This window comes from Sulfitobacter sp. TBRI5, from assembly GCF_051013555.1.
GTDB lineage: Bacteria > Pseudomonadota > Alphaproteobacteria > Rhodobacterales > Rhodobacteraceae > JL08.
Map to the genome: position 1 here is coordinate 1939034 of NZ_CP112884.1, position 21422 is coordinate 1960455.

General features: G+C 56.6%; 19 protein-coding genes. 6 read left to right on the forward strand and 13 right to left on the reverse strand.

Annotated features, from left to right (window positions below; genetic code table 11):
* Positions 1 to 8: 8 nt before the first annotated feature.
* Genes OLX72_RS09785 through OLX72_RS09795 form a run of 3 tightly spaced genes read right to left on the reverse strand, consistent with a single transcriptional unit; the run spans position 9 to position 3426 of the window.
* The gene (locus tag OLX72_RS09785) at positions 9 to 1976 is read right to left on the reverse strand and encodes a TRAP transporter permease (protein ID WP_114871350.1); all 1968 of its coding nucleotides are present in this window, start codon (positions 1974 to 1976) and stop codon (positions 9 to 11) included.
* Positions 1973 to 2443, reverse strand: coding sequence for a DUF1850 domain-containing protein (locus OLX72_RS09790; RefSeq protein ID WP_114871349.1), 471 nt, complete (start codon positions 2441 to 2443; stop codon positions 1973 to 1975). Before OLX72_RS09790 ends, OLX72_RS09785 begins: the two co-directional genes overlap by 4 nt.
* Entirely contained in the window at positions 2440 to 3426 is a 987-nt protein-coding gene (locus OLX72_RS09795) for a TAXI family TRAP transporter solute-binding subunit (RefSeq protein WP_114871348.1), read from the reverse strand. The genes OLX72_RS09790 and OLX72_RS09795 overlap by 4 nt, the downstream gene beginning before the upstream one ends.
* A gap of 493 nt (positions 3427 to 3919) precedes the next feature.
* Here OLX72_RS09795 and OLX72_RS09800 point away from each other — a divergent pair, with 493 nt between their 5' ends.
* Positions 3920 to 4336 (forward strand): universal stress protein, encoded by a 417-nt coding sequence (locus OLX72_RS09800; protein ID WP_114871347.1) that lies wholly within the window; start codon positions 3920 to 3922, stop codon positions 4334 to 4336.
* Positions 4337 to 4392: 56 nt separating this feature from the next.
* Positions 4393 to 6033, forward strand: a complete 1641-nt coding sequence (locus OLX72_RS09805; protein ID WP_114871346.1) for a BCCT family transporter — start codon at positions 4393 to 4395, stop codon at positions 6031 to 6033.
* Between the two features lie 448 nt (positions 6034 to 6481).
* Here OLX72_RS09805 and OLX72_RS09810 read toward each other — a convergent pair whose 3' ends face one another.
* From OLX72_RS09810 to OLX72_RS09840, 7 genes are all read right to left on the reverse strand, one after another.
* Positions 6482 to 7540, reverse strand: coding sequence for an IS110 family transposase (locus OLX72_RS09810; RefSeq protein WP_114868711.1), 1059 nt, complete (start codon positions 7538 to 7540; stop codon positions 6482 to 6484).
* A 168-nt stretch (positions 7541 to 7708) separates the two neighbouring features.
* Entirely contained in the window at positions 7709 to 8077 is a 369-nt protein-coding gene (locus OLX72_RS09815) for a hypothetical protein (RefSeq protein WP_114871436.1), read from the reverse strand.
* Between the two features lie 47 nt (positions 8078 to 8124).
* Complete coding sequence (locus OLX72_RS09820) at positions 8125 to 8328, reverse strand: hypothetical protein (protein WP_114871435.1); 204 nt, start codon at positions 8326 to 8328, stop codon at positions 8125 to 8127.
* Positions 8329 to 8696: 368 nt separating this feature from the next.
* The gene (locus tag OLX72_RS09825) at positions 8697 to 9122 is read right to left on the reverse strand and encodes a universal stress protein (protein ID WP_114871343.1); all 426 of its coding nucleotides are present in this window, start codon (positions 9120 to 9122) and stop codon (positions 8697 to 8699) included.
* Positions 9123 to 9132: 10 nt separating this feature from the next.
* Positions 9133 to 11757, reverse strand: a complete 2625-nt coding sequence (locus OLX72_RS09830; protein ID WP_433990364.1) for a TRAP transporter permease — start codon at positions 11755 to 11757, stop codon at positions 9133 to 9135.
* A gap of 87 nt (positions 11758 to 11844) precedes the next feature.
* Entirely contained in the window at positions 11845 to 12810 is a 966-nt protein-coding gene (locus OLX72_RS09835; RefSeq protein ID WP_114871342.1) for a TAXI family TRAP transporter solute-binding subunit, read from the reverse strand.
* Between the two features lie 25 nt (positions 12811 to 12835).
* Positions 12836 to 13702, reverse strand: a complete 867-nt coding sequence (locus tag OLX72_RS09840; protein ID WP_114871341.1) for a MurR/RpiR family transcriptional regulator — start codon at positions 13700 to 13702, stop codon at positions 12836 to 12838.
* 301 nt (positions 13703 to 14003) lie between these two features.
* Between OLX72_RS09840 and OLX72_RS09845 the strand changes: the two genes are divergently transcribed.
* Positions 14004 to 15326 carry an aspartate aminotransferase family protein gene (locus OLX72_RS09845; RefSeq protein ID WP_114871339.1) on the forward strand — a complete coding sequence of 441 codons (1323 nt, stop codon included), beginning with the start codon at positions 14004 to 14006 and terminating at the stop codon, positions 15324 to 15326.
* A 93-nt stretch (positions 15327 to 15419) separates the two neighbouring features.
* Here the strand turns inward: OLX72_RS09845 and OLX72_RS09850 are convergent, their stop codons facing one another.
* From OLX72_RS09850 to OLX72_RS09860, 3 genes are all read right to left on the reverse strand, one after another.
* Positions 15420 to 16685 (reverse strand): alpha/beta hydrolase, encoded by a 1266-nt coding sequence (locus OLX72_RS09850; RefSeq protein ID WP_433990365.1) that lies wholly within the window; start codon positions 16683 to 16685, stop codon positions 15420 to 15422.
* A gap of 458 nt (positions 16686 to 17143) precedes the next feature.
* Complete coding sequence (locus tag OLX72_RS09855) at positions 17144 to 19189, reverse strand: FAD-dependent oxidoreductase (protein ID WP_433990366.1); 2046 nt, start codon at positions 19187 to 19189, stop codon at positions 17144 to 17146.
* Positions 19190 to 19519: 330 nt separating this feature from the next.
* A complete protein-coding gene (locus tag OLX72_RS09860; protein WP_114871337.1) occupies positions 19520 to 20005 on the reverse strand; it encodes a flavodoxin family protein in 486 nt (161 codons plus the stop codon).
* Positions 20006 to 20284: 279 nt separating this feature from the next.
* Between OLX72_RS09860 and OLX72_RS09865 the strand changes: the two genes are divergently transcribed.
* The 3 genes from OLX72_RS09865 (at position 20285) to OLX72_RS09875 (ending at position 21392) form a co-directional block, all read left to right on the forward strand.
* The gene (locus OLX72_RS09865; RefSeq protein WP_114871336.1) at positions 20285 to 20692 is read left to right on the forward strand and encodes an STAS/SEC14 domain-containing protein; all 408 of its coding nucleotides are present in this window, start codon (positions 20285 to 20287) and stop codon (positions 20690 to 20692) included.
* A 209-nt stretch (positions 20693 to 20901) separates the two neighbouring features.
* Positions 20902 to 21180, forward strand: a complete 279-nt coding sequence (locus tag OLX72_RS09870) for a hypothetical protein (protein WP_433990367.1) — start codon at positions 20902 to 20904, stop codon at positions 21178 to 21180.
* The gene (locus tag OLX72_RS09875; protein ID WP_433990368.1) at positions 21144 to 21392 is read left to right on the forward strand and encodes an erythromycin esterase family protein; all 249 of its coding nucleotides are present in this window, start codon (positions 21144 to 21146) and stop codon (positions 21390 to 21392) included. The genes OLX72_RS09870 and OLX72_RS09875 overlap by 37 nt, the downstream gene beginning before the upstream one ends.
* Positions 21393 to 21422 lie beyond the last annotated feature (30 nt).

Consider the following 21422-nt stretch of genomic DNA (forward strand, 5'->3'; position numbering starts at 1 on the left):
TTTGCCGGTTAGGTCTTTTCCTGACGCGCCTGCGCCCAGTTCATGCCCAGCAAAAGAACGATCAGAACCGTTCCTGCAATCTCGACCGTAAGGTCGGGCCAGAACAGTGCCACCACACCCGGCACCAGCAGCAGCCGCATCCAGACCGGTATCGGACGCCACAAGAACCCTTCCAGTACCGCAGCAAAGGCCACGAGGCCCAGAATGGCAATGACGCCACTGAACAGCACGTAGGGCAGCGGGCCGCCAAGGATGATTTCCTCGTTGAAGACCATGAACAGCGGTATCAGATAAAGGCCTTTGGCGTATTTCCATGCTTGAACGCTGGTCTCCATGGGTTTCGATCCCGCAATCGCGGCCCCGGCAAAGCCGGCCAGCGCGACAGGCGGTGTCACATTGCTGTCTTGTGAATACCAGAACACCACCAGATGCGCGATCAAAACCGGCACGCCAAACTGTTCGGTCAAAGCCGGACCAACCAGAATGATAAGCACGATATAGGCAGCAGTAACCGGCAGGCCCATACCAAGGATCAGGCTGGCAAGAAGCACGAGGATCAGTGCCAGAACAAGGTTGCCGCCCGAGAAGGCGATCATCATGGCCGAGAATTTAAGCCCCAGCCCCGTCAGGCCGACAACGCCAACGATAATGCCTGCCACGGCACAAGCCACCGAAACAGCGACCGCGTTGCGCGCACCCAGATCAAGGGCCTCAAGTGTCAGCGCGATACCACGGCGGCAAAGCGCAACGAAACCTGCCAGTGTCGGCCCTGACGCTGCGAAGGTCCACAGCGCCCGCGCCGAGGCGGCGGCGATGATCGACAGGATGGCATAGAAACCAACCCGCATGGGCGAATAGCCCGCAACCAGCAACGCCACCAGCGCGACCAGCGGCAAAAGGAAATGCCAGCCCTCCGCCATTACTGCGCGTACGCTTGGCAATTCTTCGGCGGTCAGGCCGGTCATCCCTTGTTTGACCGCCGCGATATGAACCAGCAGATAGACCGTGCCGAAATAGAGGATCGCGGGAAAGATCGAAACCAGCACGATATCGACATACGGCACGCGGGTGAATTCGCTCATCAGAAAGGCGCCTGCGCCCATCAGGGGCGGCATGATCTGTCCGCCGGTCGAGGCCGCCGCCTCGATCCCGCCGGCCTGTGCGGGCCGGTAGCCCAGTTTTTTCATCAGGGGGATGGTGAAGGCGCCGGTTGTGACTACGTTTGCGATCGCCGAGCCGGAAATCGATCCCATACCCGCACTGGCGATGACTGCCGCCTTGGCAGGGCCGCCCCGCTGTTTGCCTGCGGCGGCATAGGCCAGATCGATAAAGAATTTGCCGGCACCGGTAACCTCAAGAAAGGCCCCGAACAAAACAAAGATAAAAACGAACGTTGCCGCCACACCCAGCGGGATGCCGAAAATCCCTTCGGCCCCCAGTGTCATCTGGCTGGCAACACGATCAAGCGAATAGCCGCGATGATTGAGGATGCCGGGCATCCAATCGGCCAGAAACGGCAATTCTCCCCGGTTGCCCGCAAAGGCGTAGGCGATAAAGAAGGCGCCGATCAGCGTCATGCCAAGCCCCACGGCGCGGCGCGCGGCCTCGAGCACGACAATAATGGTCAGGACCCCGATCCAGACATCGATGTCGCGGGGAAAAACCTGATTGGCGATGGTATCAATATTGATCGGAACCCAGGCGCCCGCAAGCACACCCAGCAGGATCAAGGTTCCGTCGATGACCCAGCCCAGCACGCCGCGTGCCTTGTGGCGGCCGAAAACCGGATAGATCAGGAAGCAGAGAACAAGAACGAAACCCAGGTGGATCGGCCGTTGGAAAAACAGGCCCAAAGGTTGCACACCGGCCGCGTAAAGCTGAAACAGCGACAGCGCGATCCCGATCACCGTGATGGCACGCAGCACGATCCGCGGCGGCGTCACCTCTGGCGGGCTGATTTCGGTTGTTGCAGTCATTTGTCCACGTCTCCTGTTAGTGCGATCTGCACTCGTTCGCGCGGGGCAACCGCCGAGAGGGATACGATTTGTTCACCCACCTGTAACCGGTGGTCGACGCTAGCAAGTCCGGGGCGCAGGATATAGGCGTCACCGGGCACCGGTTCGTCGATATTCAGGATGAAATACCCGCCGGCACCGTCTGAAACCTGCCTGCCGCGACCGGGGATATGGCCTAGTCCGGCCGCAAAATCAGGCAGGTGCGACTGCACCAGGACCATGCGACCCTCGCGGTTTTCGTAGCAGTCCGAGACTTCGAACCCTTCGACGGAATGATGCCACAACACGCACCACCCTGTGCCTTCGGGTACTTTGATGCGCGCGATCTCGGTTCCGTCATCGGCGCGGGTGGCAACAAGGTCTTGGGCGGCAGCAGTCACAGGCAAAAAGAGGAGGGCACAAAGCCCTCCTCGGATCGCGGGTGTCATTCGCGCAGGTCATCCGGCACGTTCGCGCCGACCTCGTCGTAATACCGCAGCGCACCGGGGTGCAGCGGGATTGGCGTTGCGCCCATCGTGAACTCGATTGTGGTCTCGTTGGCCGCGGGGTGCACGGCCTGAAGCTCGGCGATGTTTTCGAACATGGCTTTTGTCAGCGCATAGGCCAGATCATCCGACATCTCGGACGAAACGGTCAGCACGTTGGGGATGCCAAGAACCACGATGTCGTCTGCCACACCGTTATAGCTGCCGCCGGGCAGGGTGGTTGTCGCAAAAGTCGCATCTGCGGCCATTGCGGCGTCAAGTTCGGCCTGCGTCAGCGCGATGATGACGATGTCTTGCGTGGTGGCAAGGTTCAGGATCGACGATGTGGGCGCGCCCACGGACCAGAACCCGGCATCGATATCGCCGTTGGCCAGCGCATCTGCGGTTTCGTTGAAATTCAGGCGCTGTTCTTCGATGTCATCATAGGTGATGCCGTTCGCCTCAAGAATGGCGGCGGTGTTGACCTCGGTGCCCGATCCCGGCGCGCCGATCGATACGCGTTTGCCGCGAAGGTCTGCAAGCGTCGTGATCCCGCTGCTTTCCAGAGCCACGATATGCACCATGTTGGCATAGAGCGAGGCAAGCCCGCGAACCATATCGAGTTGCTGGCCTTCGAATTTTCCGGTTCCGGTGTAGGCCTGCGCAACAGTATCGGCCAGCGCGATCGCCAGATCAGCATCGCCGGTGGCGATCAGTCCCATGTTTTCAACCGATGCGCCGGTGACTTCTGCCGTCGCGGAATAGCCTTCGATGTGGTTGTTGATGATTTCGGCCAGACCGCCGCCGACCGGATAATAGGTTCCGCCCGTACCGCCTGTTGCGATTGAAAGCTGATCCTGCGCCACAGCGGGCGCGCCAAGGCTCATCCCGACAATCGCTGCCGTTCCAATCAAGCCCAATGGCCAGTGAAATACGTCTTTTAGCATGTAATTCTCCCAGATCCGGCAAATTGCCTGTGATGTCCCGCGACTCTTCCGCGGGTCCGTGCTAGTTTATCAAATTGCAAAAGCGATGGGGCTGTTTTCGGCGGGAACAATGCAACTTCTTCGCAATAAATCGCCAGCTCTGGCGCAGAATTCTGCCACCGAAATATGCGATGGGTCACACTGGCGCATGGGGTTTAATGGCTGGCGGAAGTGGCCGTTCCACACCGGACTGTCCGGTGTGATGATTCCGCGTTCTGCCCCTAGCATCAACACAATCGGGTTCGCTCAGGCCTTCTGTTTGACTTGCGGTCGGAGTGATTGGATTGCGGGCAAGCGCCCGAGGGATCTGGCTAATTTTTCTCGGAATTTGCAAGACGCGGCGATTTCAGGTTAGCATGAGAAACAACCCGGGCGTGTTCGGCAAAGGACAAAGAAGTGCGTAGCCCGAGGTTATTAGATTGGGATCCGATCCGCACTCAAATGGAGGGCTGACGTGTTCAAATTGATTTTGGCACCGGTTGATATCGCGCATGCAGATAAACTTGGTAATGCGCTGACCTGTGCGGCAGATCTTGCGAAGATGTATGGCGCATCGCTGGGTTATGTGGGTGTCACGTCTTCAGCACCAAGCAGCGTGGCGCGCACACCGGGAGAGTATAGCCGGAAGCTGCAGAACTTCGCGAAATCGCATTCGGACAAGCACGGGATCGAGATTACGGCACATACCGAGATCGCACATGATCCGACAGTTGAAGTTGATGATGCCCTGATGCGGGCCATCGACAAGACCGGCGCTGACCTTGTTGTCATGGCCAGCCATGTGCCGGGTGCGCTGGAATATATATGGCCGTCCAACGGCGGGAAACTGGCCGAGCATGCGAAATGTTCGGTGATGCTGGTGCGCGCTTGAGAGCACGTCTTGCAGCGGCGCAAATTTGAATACTCTGTCTTAAAGGGAGGTCGACAATGGCCGATGAAATGACCAATCAGGGAATACCTGCGCCGGAAGGTGACGCGCATATCATCGAAACCGACTACGAGATCGGTCAGGATAATATCGAAACAAAGATCGGGCCTTTCGGTCTGGATATTCACAATCCGGTGTTTCTGATTTCTGGGCTGTCCATTGTGGTTTTCGTGTTTTTTGCACTGGCCCTGCCAGCGCAGGCCGAAGCAATTTTTGGCGCACTGCGGCCTTGGTTAACCTCGACATTTGCATGGTTTTTCCTCGGCGCCGGCAATATTTTCGTCATTTTCTGTCTGTTCCTGATCGTCAGCCCCTTTGGCTCCGTCCGGCTGGGCGGCAAGGATGCAACGCCGGATTACGGATATCCGGGCTGGTTCGCGATGCTGTTCGCTGCCGGTATGGGGATCGGGCTGATGTTCTATGGTGTGTCCGAACCAATGAGTCATTTTTCGACCTCGCTTGGCGGTATCACGGAAGAGGGCGGGGTACGCACCGACTGGGCGCCATTGGGTGGCGCTGCGGGCGACGCGCAAGCCGCCATCAGTCTGGGTATGGCGGCCACGATCTATCACTGGGGTTTGCACCCTTGGGGCATGTATGCCGTTGTGGCGCTGGCTTTGGCGCTCTTTACCTATAACAAGGGTCTTCCGCTGACGATCCGCTCGGCCTTTTACCCTATTCTTGGCGAACGTGTGTGGGGATGGTGGGGACATGTGATCGACATTCTTGCCGTCTTTGCGACCCTCTTCGGTCTGGCCACATCGCTGGGTTATGGTGCGACACAGGCGAATGCCGGTCTTAACCTGCTGTTTGGCATACCTGTGGGGGTCACAACCGAAGTGGTGCTGATCAGCGCAATCACCGCCGTTGCACTGATATCGGTGGTCCGCGGGTTGGACGGCGGCGTCAAGGTGCTGTCAGAGATCAATATGGGGCTGGCCTTCATTCTTCTGCTGTTTGTGCTGCTGGTCGGGCCTACGGCTGCGATCCTGGCGATTTTCTGGGATTCAATCGTGTCTTACACGCAGAACGTTCTGCCGCTGTCACAACCCTTCGGGCGGGAGGACGCCAACTATTCCCAGGGCTGGACATCGTTTTACTGGGCGTGGTGGATTTCCTGGTCGCCTTTCGTGGGCATGTTCATCGCGCGGGTCAGCCGCGGGCGCACAGTGCGCGAGTTCATTATCTGCGTATTACTGATCCCGACCTTTGTCTGTGTGTTGTGGATGAGCGTATTCGGCGGCACCGCGATCACCCAGTTCGTCAACGATGGGGTAACAGCCGTCAGTGAGGCGCCGCTTGAACTGAAACTGTTTGAGATGCTCAAGGAGCTTCCGCTGGCGTCGATTACATCCTTCATCGGTATCATTCTGGTGGTTGTATTCTTCGTGACCTCTTCGGATTCGGGATCATTGGTGATCGATACCATCACGGCGGGCGGCAAAATCGATGCGCCCGTTACCCAGCGGGTCTTCTGGTGCTGCTTTGAAGGCGCGGTGGCGATTGCCTTGCTGATCGGGGGCGGTCTGGCCTCGTTGCAGGCGGCTGTCCTGTCTACAGGTCTGCCTTTCACGGTCGTTCTGCTTTTGATGTGCTGGGCGGTGTTCAAAGGCCTTGTCGAAGAACGCCGCGCAATGTGAGGCAAAAGAGGCCTGATAATCTGCGCCGCAACCTGCGCACCGCCCGGATCACGCAATGGCCCGGACGGGGCGCAGAGCGGTGATTGGTGCAGCCTACGGCGAATGACTGGTCTGAGCCCATTTTTGCACGATGCTGCGCGGCGAACGAATGTCCGCAATGAACCCAAATTACCGGATGCTGTACCCGGCACGAATGACCGGATAGAGCCCGATGTATGTACCGGCTGCTGTTCGCAAGTGTTCAATTGCATGTCTTCTGGAAGTCGCTGATATGTATCCGGCCTTTGGATCGGCTTGTGTTGCTTGCCGTGGCCCTGTTGGGAGTACGCACGCGCCTTTGTCTCATTAGCGGACAGGTCGATTATGACCATTCGGGCTCTCAGACTTTGAGTGCGTTTTTATTCTGTTCCATGCATTTGAGGTTTACGAACGTCGTTTGCGGCTGTGATCAGATCGCAGTCGCCAATTCTTTTTCCATCCAATCGAAGTCCTTGCCTGAGTTAAGAACACTCCATGCGATCCGCGCTAGCTTATTGGCAAGCGCCACGCCGAGCTTGTTGTGCTGCATGCGCGTCGCGGCGGCTTCCAACCATGCGCCAAAACTAAACTTATGCCAGTTCTTCGGTCGCATCATGATGACCTGCGCGGCCTGCACAAACAGCATGCGGAGATACCGGCTGCCTCGTTTTGTGATACGACCCAGGATGGTGCGCCCGCCGGTGCTGTGTTGTCGCGGAACGAGCCCCAGCCAAGCCGCAAAATCTCGCCCCCGATCATAAGCCTCGCCGGTCCCGACAGCTGCAACCACAGCCGTTGAGATGATTGGCCCGATGCCCGGAATGGTCATCAGACGTTGGCAGCTTTCCTCGGTCTCGCTGACCTCTTTGATTTCAGATGTGGTCATATCGATCCGTTTATCCAGCCATATCCAATCCTGTTGGAGCCCCAGGATCAATCTCCGCATCCGCAAGGACATCTCGTCGCCGCGATTGCTAAGAATGGCTTCGAGCGAGGCGCGCAGAGCCGCGACACTACGTCGGACAGTGATCCCCTGTTCGATCAGAAAGGCCCGGATCTGATTCATTGCTGCTGTCCGACGTGACACAAGCCGTGACCGAACGCGATGCAGCGCCTGGAGATCAAGCTGCTCCTGCGTCTTCTCCGATACCGTCTTGAGATTGGGACGCAAAGCGGCTTCTGCAATAGCTTCAGCGTCATTGTAGTCGTTCTTCTGGCCCTTGTTGAAAGGCTTCACATAAATCGCGGGAATGATCCGGGGCTCGAACCCCATCTTGCTCAGCGTTCGGCTGACAAAGTGCGCGCTCAGGCAAGCTTCCATCCCGACAATACATTGCGGCAGCTCCTCAAACGTCGCAACCAACGCCATGCGTTTGATCTTCTTGCGCAAAACAAGCCGACCTTCTTTGTCAAAGCCAACCAAGTGAAATACGTCTTTGCCGATATCAACGCCAACTGACATCAGCTCATCAAAATCATTCTTCGCCATGCTACTTCTCCTTTTTGCAGTATAGGCCAAGCCTAACCTGCTGGGTGAAGCAGCCGGTACATCCCATTAGCGGACGCGCCAGATCGCGCATCAGCACCTCATTTCAATTAGAAAACCCGACTTTGATCGCTTATCGGAAGCCGTCTTAAGGATACGACCAATTTTGCTTCAAAGGTTTAAAACCGTTTTGATGGCATTGTCTACGATCCCGGCGAGCAGCCCGTTTCTGTCCGCTTCGCATCCAGCCCGCAGCGCTTCAATAAATTCCGCGCGCAGTGCCGCAAATTCTTCCTCGGTGCCTGCATATTCTGAAATATCGATACCGCGGTTCGCAAATGATACGATAGCCATTTTACGAACAACATCCACGATTGCCTCTTCGTCTCCGCCAGTTTCCTCAACGACGGTTTCGCATGAGTGATGCATGACTGGCAGCGCTTCTTTGAGCATCTGGTCCAGTTCCTCGTCTGCGGTCGCGCTCACCGCAGATATGACAATAGCAAGTGCGCCAAAACCCAATAGTCTAATTATAGTCATTAGTTCAGCTTCCTTCAAATTTAGATCGGATTCGGGATATGTCGCTGTTAGGAATTATTGCCGATAATCGCTCCAGCAACTCCCCCAGCGACGGCTCCTTTACCGCCCCCTATTAAACCGCCAACACCCGCGCCAATAACGGCTCCTTTCCCTTTCTTGCTTAGGGCATGTGCCGAAGTGACGGAAACCAGCGCGAACATCAGAGCTAAAACGCCAGAAATGAAAAGGTTCTTTCGTTGATTGGCAGACATAGTAAATTCCCCTTATCTGTCATTGCCGAAGTGGAATACCGGAGCAGAAGAATGCCACTGCTTTGTGTCTCGTTCAAGCTTTATGGACACACTGCTTCCATGATATGTGCACCTCACGTAAAACCTGAGCCAGGCTCCAGGTCTCAGCGCCGCGGTCTTGATCTAAACTTTGTAATGGTTGACGCATAGTTGGACAGCCCCCCTGTCCTAAGGCCGCGCCTGTGGTGCGATAGCGATGTAACACCCGCAAACTCAAACGGCGGCAAAGTCCCGCATTGCAGCCGCTGGCGTCGAATGCAGCAAAAGACCGGCCTGACCCTATCACTGTCGTCGACATCAGCCGCAACACTGCAAGACCCGCAACATGCTCAACGGATCACGAAGACTGACTGTTTGGCATGGCGTGCCACGCGGGCGGCGTTTGATCCCAGAAGATAGTCTTTCAGTTCGGGATTGTGCGCGCCGACAACGATAGCATCCACATTCAGCTTGCGCGCGGTTTTCAGAATCTGGTCGTAGATTTTTCCCCGCGCCACGTGCAATTGGGGCCCAAGCTCTGGCGGAACGTTGCTTTGCGCCCAGGCCCGCAGCGCCGCGCGCGAGGCTTCCACCGCAGTTTCGTTGTGATCGGCTTTCAAAGAGGCGCTGACAATCGCCATGCCGTCATCCGGAACAACATTCAGGATATGCAGACTGGCGCCCTGACTGGTTACCATCTCGACCGCGGCCTTGGTGCAGCGCACCGCGCCATCCGGATCGTTGATGTCAAGGGCAAGTAAAATTGACTTGAACATGGTATCCTCCTCAGAACGCGGGTTGGGTGGCACGGCGGCTTTGGATCAGCACGATGCCCATCAGCAGGATCAAGGCAGGGATGAAGAACAGTTCTTTGGGCAGACGCTCATTCTCGATCTGTACCTGCGTGACCTGAACGGGAGTGTCGCCGTAGAAATCATACTCGTTGCCCAGGCTTTCAAAAAAGGGCGTACCGGGAAAAGGTTCGTCCATTGCAAGCGTATCGCCGTCGGGCAGGATCGTGAGACCCTGCGCAGAAAGTGCGCCTTCGGCGTCATCTGCAATGGCGGGCAGTATGATGGTCGTTGGCCGGATCGCAGCCGTGTCGAAATCGGGCCCTTCCACGATCACCCGCAACTCCTTGCCGGTTTCTGCACTGGCCATCAACTCGAGCGCGGCAGGTCCGCTGGCCGAGGTGTATTTGTCGCTGACCTGATCAAGGAAGAAATCAGGCCGGAACAGCATGAAGGCGATGAAGAGCAGAACAACGGTTTCCCATATTCGGCTTTTGGCGATGAAATAGCCCTGGGTTGCCGCCGCGAACAGCAGCATCGCAATCAGCGATATGAAGAACACCAGAATAGCCTTGGCAAAGCCCACATCAATCAGCAGCAGATCGGTGTTGAAGATAAACAGGAACGGCAAGAGCGCCGTGCGAATATCATAGGAAAAGCCCTGCACACCGGTTTTTATCGGATCGCCCCGGCTTATGGCCGCGGCGGCATAAGCTGCCAAGCCCACAGGGGGCGTATCATCGGCCAGAATGCCAAAGTAGAACACGAAAAGGTGCACGGCAATCAGCGGAAAGATAAAGCCCGCCTGCGCGCCCACCGAGACGATAACCGGCGCCATGAGCGAAGACACAACGATATAATTGGCGGTAGTCGGCAAGCCCATTCCAAGGATGAGTGACATGATCGCCACGAGGATCAGAAGAACCCAGATGTTGCCGCCGGCGATCACCTCGATGACCTGACCGATCACCTGATGCGCGCCTGTAAGGCTTATCGTGCCAACGATGATGCCCGCGGCCCCCGTGGCCACACCGATCCCGATCATGTTGCGTGCGCCAAGGATCAGGCCCTGGACGAAATCGTTCCAGCCGGCCACGGTTGAACCGCCAAGACCTTCGCCGCGAAACATCGCCTTGAGCGGACGGTGTGTCAGCGCGACAATGATCATGAACACTGTAGCCCAAAAGGCCGAAAGCGAAGGCGACAGGCGTTCAAGGCTGTCGGTGCGCACCATAAGGTTCCAGACCAGAATGAAGATCGGCAACGCGAAATACGCGCCACCCAAAAGGGTCGGCGTCAGGCGCGGCGCTTCCAACGGTCCGTCGGGATCATCCATCGCCACATCCGGATAGCGCGAGGCGTAGTACACCAGAACGACATAGAGCAGCGCCACAACCACAAGGCCGCCATAGACGCTTTCTGTCATGAACCCGTCGAGCACGCCGCGCAGAAGGATCATAGCGTAGGTCAGCGCGCCGAGGAACAAGAAGCCCGAGAGAAAGAGTATGAGGATCAACACAGGACCGATATGCCGGCCTGCTTTCTTAAGGCCCTGCATCTGCATTTTCAGCGCTTCCAGATGCACAATGTAAAGCAGCGCGATATAGCTGATCACCGCCGGCAGAAAGGCGTGTTTGACCACGTCGATATAGGGGATGTTCACATATTCAACCATCAGAAAGGCAGCCGCGCCCATCACAGGCGGTGTAAGCTGGCCGTTCGTGGAAGACGCGACTTCCACAGCGCCCGCCTTTTCGGCCGGAAAGCCGATGCGCTTCATCAGCGGGATGGTGAATGTGCCGGTTGTGACTGTATTTGAAATCGAACTGCCCGAGATCATCCCGGTGAGCATCGATGACAGGACCGAAGCCTTTGCCGGCCCGCCACGCAGGGCGCCAAGCAGTGCAATGGCAACCTTGATGAACCAGCTGCCGCCACCGGCGCGGTCCAGCAATGCGCCAAACAGTACAAAGAGAAAGATCATGGTTGTCGAAACACCCAGCGCCACGCCAAAGACGCCTTCGGTCTGCATCCAGTAGTGGCCAAGCGCCTTGGACAGGGATGCGCCACCATAGTTGGTAATATTGCGGGCCCATTCCGAATAGCCGCCGAAAAAGGCGAAAGCCACGAATGCACCGGCAATGATCACCAGCGGCAGGCCAAGTGAGCGGTACACAGCCGTGAACAGAACCAGCATGCCGATCGCTGAAACGGTGATGTCTGTCGAACTCCACAAACCCGGTCGATCACCGATTTCAAAGCGAAAAACGATCAGGTAGAGGCAAGAGGCGACGCCAAGGATGATCAGCACCCAGTCATAGGCCGGGATGCGATCCTTGGGAGAAGATTTGAAAAGCGGGAAAGCCAGCGTTGCCAGCATGATAGCAAAGGCGAGGTGCACAAAACGCGCCTGTGCGACAATATTGGCAAAGAAGTTCATCCCGGTGGCCTGAGCCAGAACACCGGGTACTTTGGACGCGATGTAAAGCTGAAACAGGGACCAGACGATACAGGTTCCGATAATCAACTTGGCCTGCCAGGCCGCCGATGGATTGCGGGCGCCAGTATCAGCCTCGGCCACCATATCGTCCGCAGACGGTGCGTTTTGCATCTCAGCCATACTGTCCCCCGTTTGGCTATTTTCTTTTGTTATGAAAACAGGATCACCCGGCCCAAGCCGGATGATCCTTTTTTGGGTCGCGCAATTCTACTCGATCAGGCCGAGTTCTTTATACGCTTTCATTGCGCCATCATGCAGCGGAGCGCTAAGCCCGTCTTTTACCATCTGCGCAGGCTCAAGATTGGCAAAGGCAGGGTGCAGGCCACGGAAATCGTCGATGTTTTCCATGACCGATTTGGCAACAATATAGACAACATCTTCCGGAACATCGGCCGAAGTCACGAAGGTTGCGCCAACACCGAAGGTTACGGTGTCTGAATCAGTTCCTTGATACATGCCGCCCGGGATTGTCGCGACACGGTAGAACGGGTTGTCGGCGACAAGCTTGTCGATCGGTGCACCTGTCACGCTGACCAGTTTGGCATCGCATGTTGTGGTGGCTTCCTTGATGGCGGCGGCGGGATGGCCGATCGTGTAGATCATCGCGTCAATGTTGCCATCGCAAAGCTGCTTGGCCATTTCCGAGCCTTTGTATTCCGTCGCAAGACCCAGATCGTCCATGCCAATGCCAAAGGCATCCATCACAACTTCCATCGTGGCGCGCTGGCCCGAACCGGGGTTGCCCACGTTGACGCGCTTGCCCTTGATGCCCTCAAAGCTGTCGATGTCGCTGTCACCGCGCACGATCAGTGTAAAGGGTTCGGGGTGAACCGACATCACGGCGCGAATTTCGGGGAAAGGATTGTCCGCAAATTTCGATGTGCCGTTATAGGCGTGGTATTGCCAGTCAGATTGCGCGACGCCAAATTCCAGTTCGCCCGCCTTGATCGTGTTGATGTTGTAGACAGATCCACCTGTGGATTCGACAGCGCAGCGGATGCCATGCTCTTTGCGCGATTTATTGACCAAGCGGCAGATCGCGCCGCCTGTCGGGTAATAAACGCCGGTGACGCCGCCAGTGCCGATCGAGATGAACTGTTGTGCGACGACCATCGATGCTGCGGTCATTGCGCCAAGCAGCACGGCACCGCCGATTTTCAGTTGTTTACGCATGTGTGTAGTCTCCCTAGTTTTAGTTTCACTCGGACCAGTATTCCCCGAGTTCCTGGTTTTTCGCGTCGACCCTTTGGATCGCAGCGGTTGCATCTGCCTCAGAGCCGGCGACAATCATGGCGATCAATGTTTCGATCAACACGAGTGTCACCGCATATGAGGAGAAGAATTGCGGGCTTTCTGAAGGAACAACAAAGCCATAATTTGCACTGGAGAAAGCCGGGCACTTGTAAGAATCAGTGACGAGGATCACGTCAGCCCCGACATCACGCGCCTGCCTTGCCGCGATCACGGCGCGCTGCGCAAAAGGGTTTTTTGTGACGATAAACACCACGTCACCCTGTCCGAGCGCCGCAATGCGTGAACCCAGAGAATCGCCCGAACGCCCGGCGAGGTACCAGTTGGGTGCAAAGTAATGCGCCAGATAAGCCATATATTCGGCAATCCCCGTTGAGGCCAGCGCCCCGAACAGAACAACCTGTCGCGCCTCGCGCATCAGCTTGGCCACATCGGCCAATCGCGCTTCGTCGGTCTGGGCGGCAAAGCTGCGTATATTGCCGATGCAGGCCTCGCTTTGGCGTTGAAGCATTGTTCTGACCAGCGACGGATCAGCGCGCAGTTTCTCGGCCTTGTCGGAAAGGCTGGTCACGTGCAGGCCCAACGAACGCCGCGAGGCTTCTTTCATGTCTTCGAATGTGGCGTATCCCAACGCGCGTGCCAGACGCGAGAAGGTCGCGGGTGAGACTTTGCTGTCAGAGGAAATCGCGCGCAGGCTGCGGCTGGCAATATCCAGCGGATTGGCCAGAACAAAGTCGGCCGCTTTTCGCAGTTGTCCGGACAAGCCGGAATAGCGTTCCGACACCCGTTCCTGAAGCGATTGTTGCTGTCCCATGATCCCCCTTTGAAACACAGGCTGGCAAGTGTTTCACGCATTGTCAATCGCTGAAATATATGTTTCAACGACCCCATGCCCTTCACAATGGGCTTTGGGCCACGATCAAAATGCGCGCCAGACTTCTTCTTGATCCCTTCATCATGGTAGCGCCTTATGGTGCGCGCCCAGACAAGCCGGATCGCCCCAAGGCACCGACGGGCATGGATGAAATCGCGCCTGAGATGCGCAGTATTGCTGCTGCCTTCACCTCACTCAGGGCTGCACCGCACAGCGCTACGCAAAAGAAAGCCTTCGCCTCATGACACATGTATTCCCACGCAATTCCAAAGCGCCGCCGATTAAAGTCGCGCGCGGCGACGGTGCGTATCTTTATGACACAAACGGCAAGGCCTATCTGAATTGCGGGGATGCGGCAGTATCGTGCTTGGGCCATGGCGATCCGCACGTCACGCAGGCGATAAAAGATCAACTGGATCAGGTGGCTTTCGCGCATTCGGGGTTCTTCACCTCGGAACCTGCAGAACGGCTTGCGGACAAGCTCATATCGCTGGCGCCGGGCGCGTTGGACCGTGTTTATTTCGTCTCCGGCGGGTCCGAAGCAATGGAAGCGGCGCTGAAACTGGCGCGTCAGTATTATCTTGAAATTGGCCAGCCAAACCGTCATCGCGTCATCGCACGGCGGCAAAGCTATCATGGCAACACGCTTGGCGCGCTTGCCACGGGTGGCAATGCATGGCGCCGCGCGCAATTCGCGCCCATGCTGATGGATGTCACGCATGTCGCCCCCTGTTATGCCTATCGCGGAATACAAGAAGGCGAAACAGAAGCCGCCTATGTGGACCGGCTTCTGCTTGAAATCGAAGATCAAATTCAGGCGCTTGGCGGCGAAACGGTTATGGCTTTTGTCGCGGAACCGGTGGTCGGGGCCACGCTTGGGGCGGTGCCGCCCGTTGGTGATTACTTCGCCCGCGTGCGCGCACTGTGCGATCGCTATGGTATCTTGCTGATCCTTGATGAGGTGATGTGTGGCATGGGGCGCACCGGCACGCTTTTTGCCTGCGAACAGTTTGGGGCTGATCCTGATATCTGCGCGATCGCCAAGGGGTTGGGCGGCGGCTATCAACCTATCGGGGCCACGTTGTGTACCAAGGAAATCCATGACGCCATCCGGGACGGTACAGGTTTTTTCCAGCACGGGCACACCTATCTGGGCCATCCGGCGGCCTGCGCTGCAGGCCTTGCCGTGCTGGAACGCCTTGTGGATGACGATGTTCTTGGACGCGTCAACACAGCGGGGATAAAGTTGCAAACGGCTCTGCAAACCCGATTTGGGCAGCACCCGCATGTGGGTGACATCAGGGGCGTGGGGCTGTTTCAGGGCATTGAACTGGTCTCGGACCGCGCCAGCAAAGACCCGTTTCCGCACAGTGAAAAACGACACGCGAGGATCAAGGCGGCCGCATTTGATGCCGGCCTGATCTGTTATCCGATGGGCGGAACGATTGACGGGAAAAGCGGCGATCACGTGCTTATTGCCCCTCCGTTCATTATTACCGAGGCGCAGGTGGACGAACTTGTAGAGAAGTTGGCAAGTTCACTGGAGACTGCCCTTCCCAATTGAGTTCCTTGTCTTTGTGGACTCAAGGTTGCTCAGGTACATTTGGTCTATTCGGGTTAGCGGAAAAAACAGTCGTATGCTGTGGAATAAATCTTCCTAAATGCCTTTGTCGTGCGACTTCAGAACATCAGGGTAATTGGATGGGAAGCGCCAGATTATATCGTTCGGTTCACGTACGAGCCCGCGTTCTGCCGGGTTTTTGTCGGTCAGAAGTGATATGAACAGGTCGCTGCTCGCCCATGGAGACGACTGAAAGTACCAGTGGCCGTTGCCGGTGTCGGCGGCTTCGGCATCTGTCACATCTATCACGTGAAGATTGTCGAGACTGGCCAGCCCTTTGATCAATCCAGGTTCCACTACACCCGTTTCAGAGGTCTGGCCGATACGCTGCCTGCCATAAATGAACTTCGAGACCGCAAGGGCAGAATCCGTTTGGGACTGATAAAAGGTAACGTCCTCGACTGCATCCAGAAGACCGTCTTCGAGCGATTGAAGCACAAATGACGTGTCCAAGTCGCTGCCAATCAGAATAACACGACCGAGCCGCGCTTTTGGCCCTTTCTGCAAGGCAATCTGGTAAGCGGCTTCGAAGACGAGCCTTGTTCCGGCGCTGTATCCGATCAGGTGAATACGCCGCGCGCGGGTATTCGCGGAAAGGTACTCAACAAGTGACCGAAGGTTGCGCCTTGTGGACAGAACCGATTCCTGATCGCGAAAGTAGGCGAACCGGCTTGGCGTCGCAGTCCAGTTGTAACTGATAAATGCGCCCTGATAGCCCAGAAAATGCTGCAACTCCTTTGAGACAAGGCTCGAGTAGTCAAAGTCCACATTGTATCCATGTGTGTAGATGAAGATATCCTTGTTCTTCGACTTTCCCAGCTGCGCGTCGATGACGGCGGCAAAGCTACGTCCTGCCGCATCCATCTCCTGTTGCGAAGGTGCGTTATCGAAATAGCGGCTCAGGCTGAACGGAGGAACACCGATCTCTTCGACTTCGGACAATTTCAGGGTATAGGTTCTGTCCCGCTGGTTCATCAGCGTGACACGGCTGATTTCCTCCCATGTGGCGAGAGCCGGATCAATTTTCACACGCGCAGTTCCCGCCCGCAGCATATGGCCGCGTTCATTGTTGTAATAAGCCTGAGGATCCTCTGCGCCCGCTGGCATTCTATCGGTCACGTAAAACAGCTTGGCCCGATCAGCAACGTTTTCGCGGGTGACATTCTCGAATGGGGACGCCCCTGTATCGGCATAGACCGTTGGTGCGGGCATCAATTCGATTTCATCATAAACGTTCGGCGCACACGCGACGAGCACGCCAAGCCCCGTGAACGATATCATGCGCAAAAGAATTGAAAGCAAAACTTTGTTCCTCGTTCGAGTTGAACTGCGTGCCGGACCGGACCGGCGCGCTGGACCTTTTTGGCCAGGGCTGCACCTTGCCACAGCTTTTGGTGCATCGTCATTTCCGAAATTGCAAGAATACGCATTTTCGGTGTTTCGTCTCGACCGTTTCGATTGCCACGCGGCAGTCGCAAACGGCAGTATGCGGCGTTTTATGAAACAACTCCTGTTAATTGACGGGTGCATACCAGATCTCCGGGGTCAAGATCTGATAAACCCGAGCTGAAACTGAGAGCGTTCGCTTGAAGGCTCAAAGTGCCGCGATCAAATCTCGGACGGCCGAAATTACTATTGGTAAAACAAAGCCCGAAAGCGCAATTGCAAGACGCGGCTAATGCGGCCTTGGAGGCCAAATCGCGAATTGAGTATTCCCGTCGGTCAGCCCCGACGAATTTCCAACAGGTACTTGATGCGATCTAGATGTCTTTCACCAGCCGCAGTGCGTCGTAAATCGCAGCATGTGTATTGCGCGCTGAAACAGCATCACCGATGCGGAAAAGCTGGAATGCACCGTCAGGATTGCGCATTGTCTTTTGTGCCTCGCCCGCGATCAGCGCGTCGTGATCCACGGCCCCTTTGTTGGTGCTGAAAGGCTTGAGGTCAAAGTAAAGCTCGTCCAGCGGCATGGTACCATAATTCACGACGATCTGGTCATAGTCCCGGGTTTCGGTGTGATCGCTGTAATCGGTGCCGATTGTCGCGGTCAGCTTGTTTCCCCTGCGAACGACGCCCGTCAGCCGCCGGGTCACGGTAAAGACCACGTCTTTATCCTGCAAACTGCGCATGTAGGGCACCAGGTTCATCGCCATGACTTCGGGCGAAAACGTGCGGTCGGGCGTCATGATCTCGACCTTGAGGCCGGCGGCGGCTGCCACCTCGGCGGCCTGCAGGGCAGGGTGATCGCCGCTTTCATCGTAAATCAGAACGTCGCCTGCCGGTTTGACATCGCCCGAAATGATATCCCAGGCAGAGATCACATGGTCCGCCTCGCGCCCGGTTTCGAAAAGCTCCAGATTGGGCAAGCCGCCTGTCGCGACGATCACCACATCAGGCTTTTCGGCGCGCACCTCTTCGACCTCGGCCCAGGTGTTGAAGTGAAAAACCACATCGCGCGCGGCGCATTGCGCCATCCGCCAGTCAATGATGCCGATCATTTCCCGCCGCCGCGGGTTCTGCGCGGTCAGGCGGATTTGCCCCCCGGGTTCCGGCTGCGCCTCAAACACCACCACGTCATGTCCGCGTTCGGCTGCCACGCGGGCGGCCTCCAACCCGGCGGGGCCGGCACCGATGATCACCACTTTGCGCGCAACGGGGGCGGGGTCGATCTGATGTGGCATCGAAAGCTCGCGCCCCGTCGCCGCATTGTGAATGCAAAGTGCGTCGCCTGCCTGATAGATCCGGTCAAGGCAGTAAGTCGCGCCGACGCAGGGTCTGATGTCTTCTTCGCGCCCTTCCATGATCTTTTTCACGATATGCGGATCGGCCATGTGCGCGCGCGTCATGCCCACCATGTCAAGCTGTCCCGATTGCACGGCGTGGCGCGCGGTGGCGACATCCGGGATACGCGCGGCATGAAAGGTCGGCATGCCGGTTGCTTTGCGGACTGCGCCCGCAAAATCAAGGTGAGGCGCGCTTGGCATACCCTGAACCGGGATCACATCGGTCATCGCCGGGTCGGTATGAATACGCCCCCGGATTACGTTGAGAAAATCAAGCTGGCCTGTGGCGGCTAGCGTCTTGGAAATCTCGATCCCTTCCTGCGGTGTGATCCCGCCTTTCTGGGCCTCATCCGCAGTATAGCGAAAACCAACGATAAATTCATCGCCCACCCGCTTGCGGATCGCAGCCAGCACATCAAGGGGAAAGCGCAGGCGATTTTCCAGCGTATCCGCACCGTAAGGTCCGGTCAGATCATTTGTCAGCGGAGACCAGAACTGATCCAGCAGATGGCCATAGACCTGCAATTCGATCCCGTCCATTCCTCCGGCTTTCATGCGTTCCGCAGCATCGGCAAAATCGCCTATGATCCGCTCGATGTCCCAGTCTTCGATCAGCTTTGGGAACGCACGATGTGCGGGTTCGCGGTGTTTCGAGGACGACACCGATGGCAGCCAGTCCCCTTTGTTCCAGGCTGTGCGGCGTCCCAGATGTGTCAGCTGGATCATCACGGCACAATCGTGCGCGTGGCAGGCATCCGTGAGGTTGCGTATCCATGGCACCACCTCGTCGCGATAGGCGAGGATGTTGTTGAAGACCGGCGGGCTGTCTTTTGACACCGCGGCCGATCCGGCGGTCATGGTCAATGCAACGCCGGCCTTTGCCCGTTCCGCATGATAGGCGCGGTACCGGTCCTTTGGCATCCCGTCTTCGGGATAGGCCGGTTCATGGCTGGTCGTCATGATGCGGTTCTTCAGTGTCAGATGCTTGAGCTGAAAGGGTTGGAGCAGAGGGTCTTTGGACATGATCGGGCTTTCGAAGTGCTTGTTGTGAATTTCCTGCGGGCACAGGTCTGGCGGGGTCCGTGTTCCTGACGACTTGCATCGCATTAGAACCTTGCCGGATCAATCCATTCGGTCCAAGCTTTGTTTTCGAGCATACACGCCGGCCGCCTTATCAGCCGCAAACTGAGAGTAAGACCGAGCAATTATCGCTCATAGTCAAACTGCCGGCTGTCTCGAACGGTCCGGTGACGGACAGGATTGCGCTGGGGTTAGCTGGACGGAACCTCCCAAAAGATTTTTAGCAGATCTTGATGCAAAAGGTAGCAACGAACCGCAGACCGATAGCTTTGCTCAGAAAACCCCCATACCAAGACCCGCACCCATTGCGGAGCCCAGATCGCGACAAAGGGCGAGTTGCTCTTCGGGAATGGTTTTGTCGGCCAGAATTTCGTCCGGCGTTTGGGCATGGGTGCAGATAATGAGATGCGGCTGCACTTCGCGAAGGCGCCACCCCTGCGCAATGCGCGCGGTTTGGCGCGCAGCGTTTTCGCCATCGGACCCCGCACAGACCATCTGGGCATAGGGCCGACCCTCAATCCGACCCAGAACCGGATAATAGCACCGATCGAAAAAGTCCTTCATGATGCCTGCAATTGCCGCCAGATTTTCCGGCGCGCAAAATATGTAGCCATCGGCCTGCAGCAGATCATCAGGTTCTGCGTCACGCGCAGTCTTCAGGTCAGTATTGACCTCTTTTTTCGCGGCGATTGCCGCAGCCTCGGCCATTTGCCGGCTGCCGCCGGTTTTGGAATGATAGACGATGAGTAGCTTGGTCATGATAGGATAAACGTATACGCCTGCCTGCCGACTTCCAAGATGCCGCGTGGAGCGGGATCGCACCCAACAACGAGAATGATATTCGTATTGCAGATTTCGGACTGGCAGAGTTTCCGCGAAGACATGCGCCATCAGTTTTTGCAGGAGGTGGAGCAATCAACTTTTCTGAAACTGAGTTTTCGACGCATTTGCTATCGCGTGCCAGGTTGTTGACCTGCATCAACGCTGCCGCGATCCGGATCGCGCATCTTGTCCGGTGTAGAGAAAAGGAGTCTGGAAATGCTGAACGTTTCGAAACCATCGGCCAATCGTTTAGATCTCGAGCTTTCGGGAGCTATTGATGCAGAAGAAATGCGCTCGGCGCTTGATCATCTTATTGAGCAATCGGAAGGCATCGAGAACGGCAGGATGCTTTACACGATTTCTAACTTCGAGATGCCGACCTTGGGTGCCATGGCCGTTGAATTCCAGAAGTTGCCAAATCTGTTCAGCTTGATTGGCAAGTTCGACAAATGTGCGGTGCTTTCGGATACCGCCTGGATCCGGACTGCCGCCGAGATCGAGGGTGCCGTGATCCCGTCACTTGAGATCAAGAGCTTTCCGCTTTCTGACAAGAAAGCCGCAGAAGACTGGCTGGAAGACCGGGGCACGGGCGAAAGCGAAGAAGAAGAGAATTTTCCCGTCTGAAACGGCTCCTGCAAAGTCATCATCCTTTTAGCGCTGATCTCAGATAAAAAGACTGGAGCGATCATGGTGGCCCCTATGCGCCGTTTTGTTTCGCGTTCATGTCGGTCTAGCCGCCGTTTGTAACCGTCACTTGTGGGTTATCAGGTCTCACCCGGGAAAGTTCCGGAAGTCTCGGATCAGACATCCGTCTGTCTTTACGGACTTTTGAAATGGAACAAGAAGGCCCTGTTTCACGTTTATCAACAGTAAGCTATTCAGGAGATCCGCCCTATAACGTCAAGATCAGCGGCCATGCAAATGCCAAGGGGCGTCACCGCGAGTTCGCCATGGCCTCTGGAGAAATGACCGAAGTGGCATTTCGTACGTTTTTAGAAGAAACTCTTGAAGCTTGTGCGGCGGTGTCGCGCAGCGGTGCGGTTCATTTTGTCTGCATGGATTGGATATTTACAGTATGTTCAACTCGATCGCGGAAGTTTTGTCTTATCTAGACAATCACGACCCATCAGCCGCAGCGCTCGCGCGGCGGCGGTACGAATGTCTTGCGCCTTGGTCAAACGAGCCCGCAGCCTATGGCCGCGAAGCTTTGTCCCGTGGCTACGCAATGTGCGAGGAGCCGGTGACGCGGGTCTTGGTTGACTTTCCACCTAATGGATTTAAGCCACCGGCTTCCAGCCGGTTCGCTTCAGCGAATCTATTCTGATCTTCTCTCCTGAATTTTGAAACCCGCTGA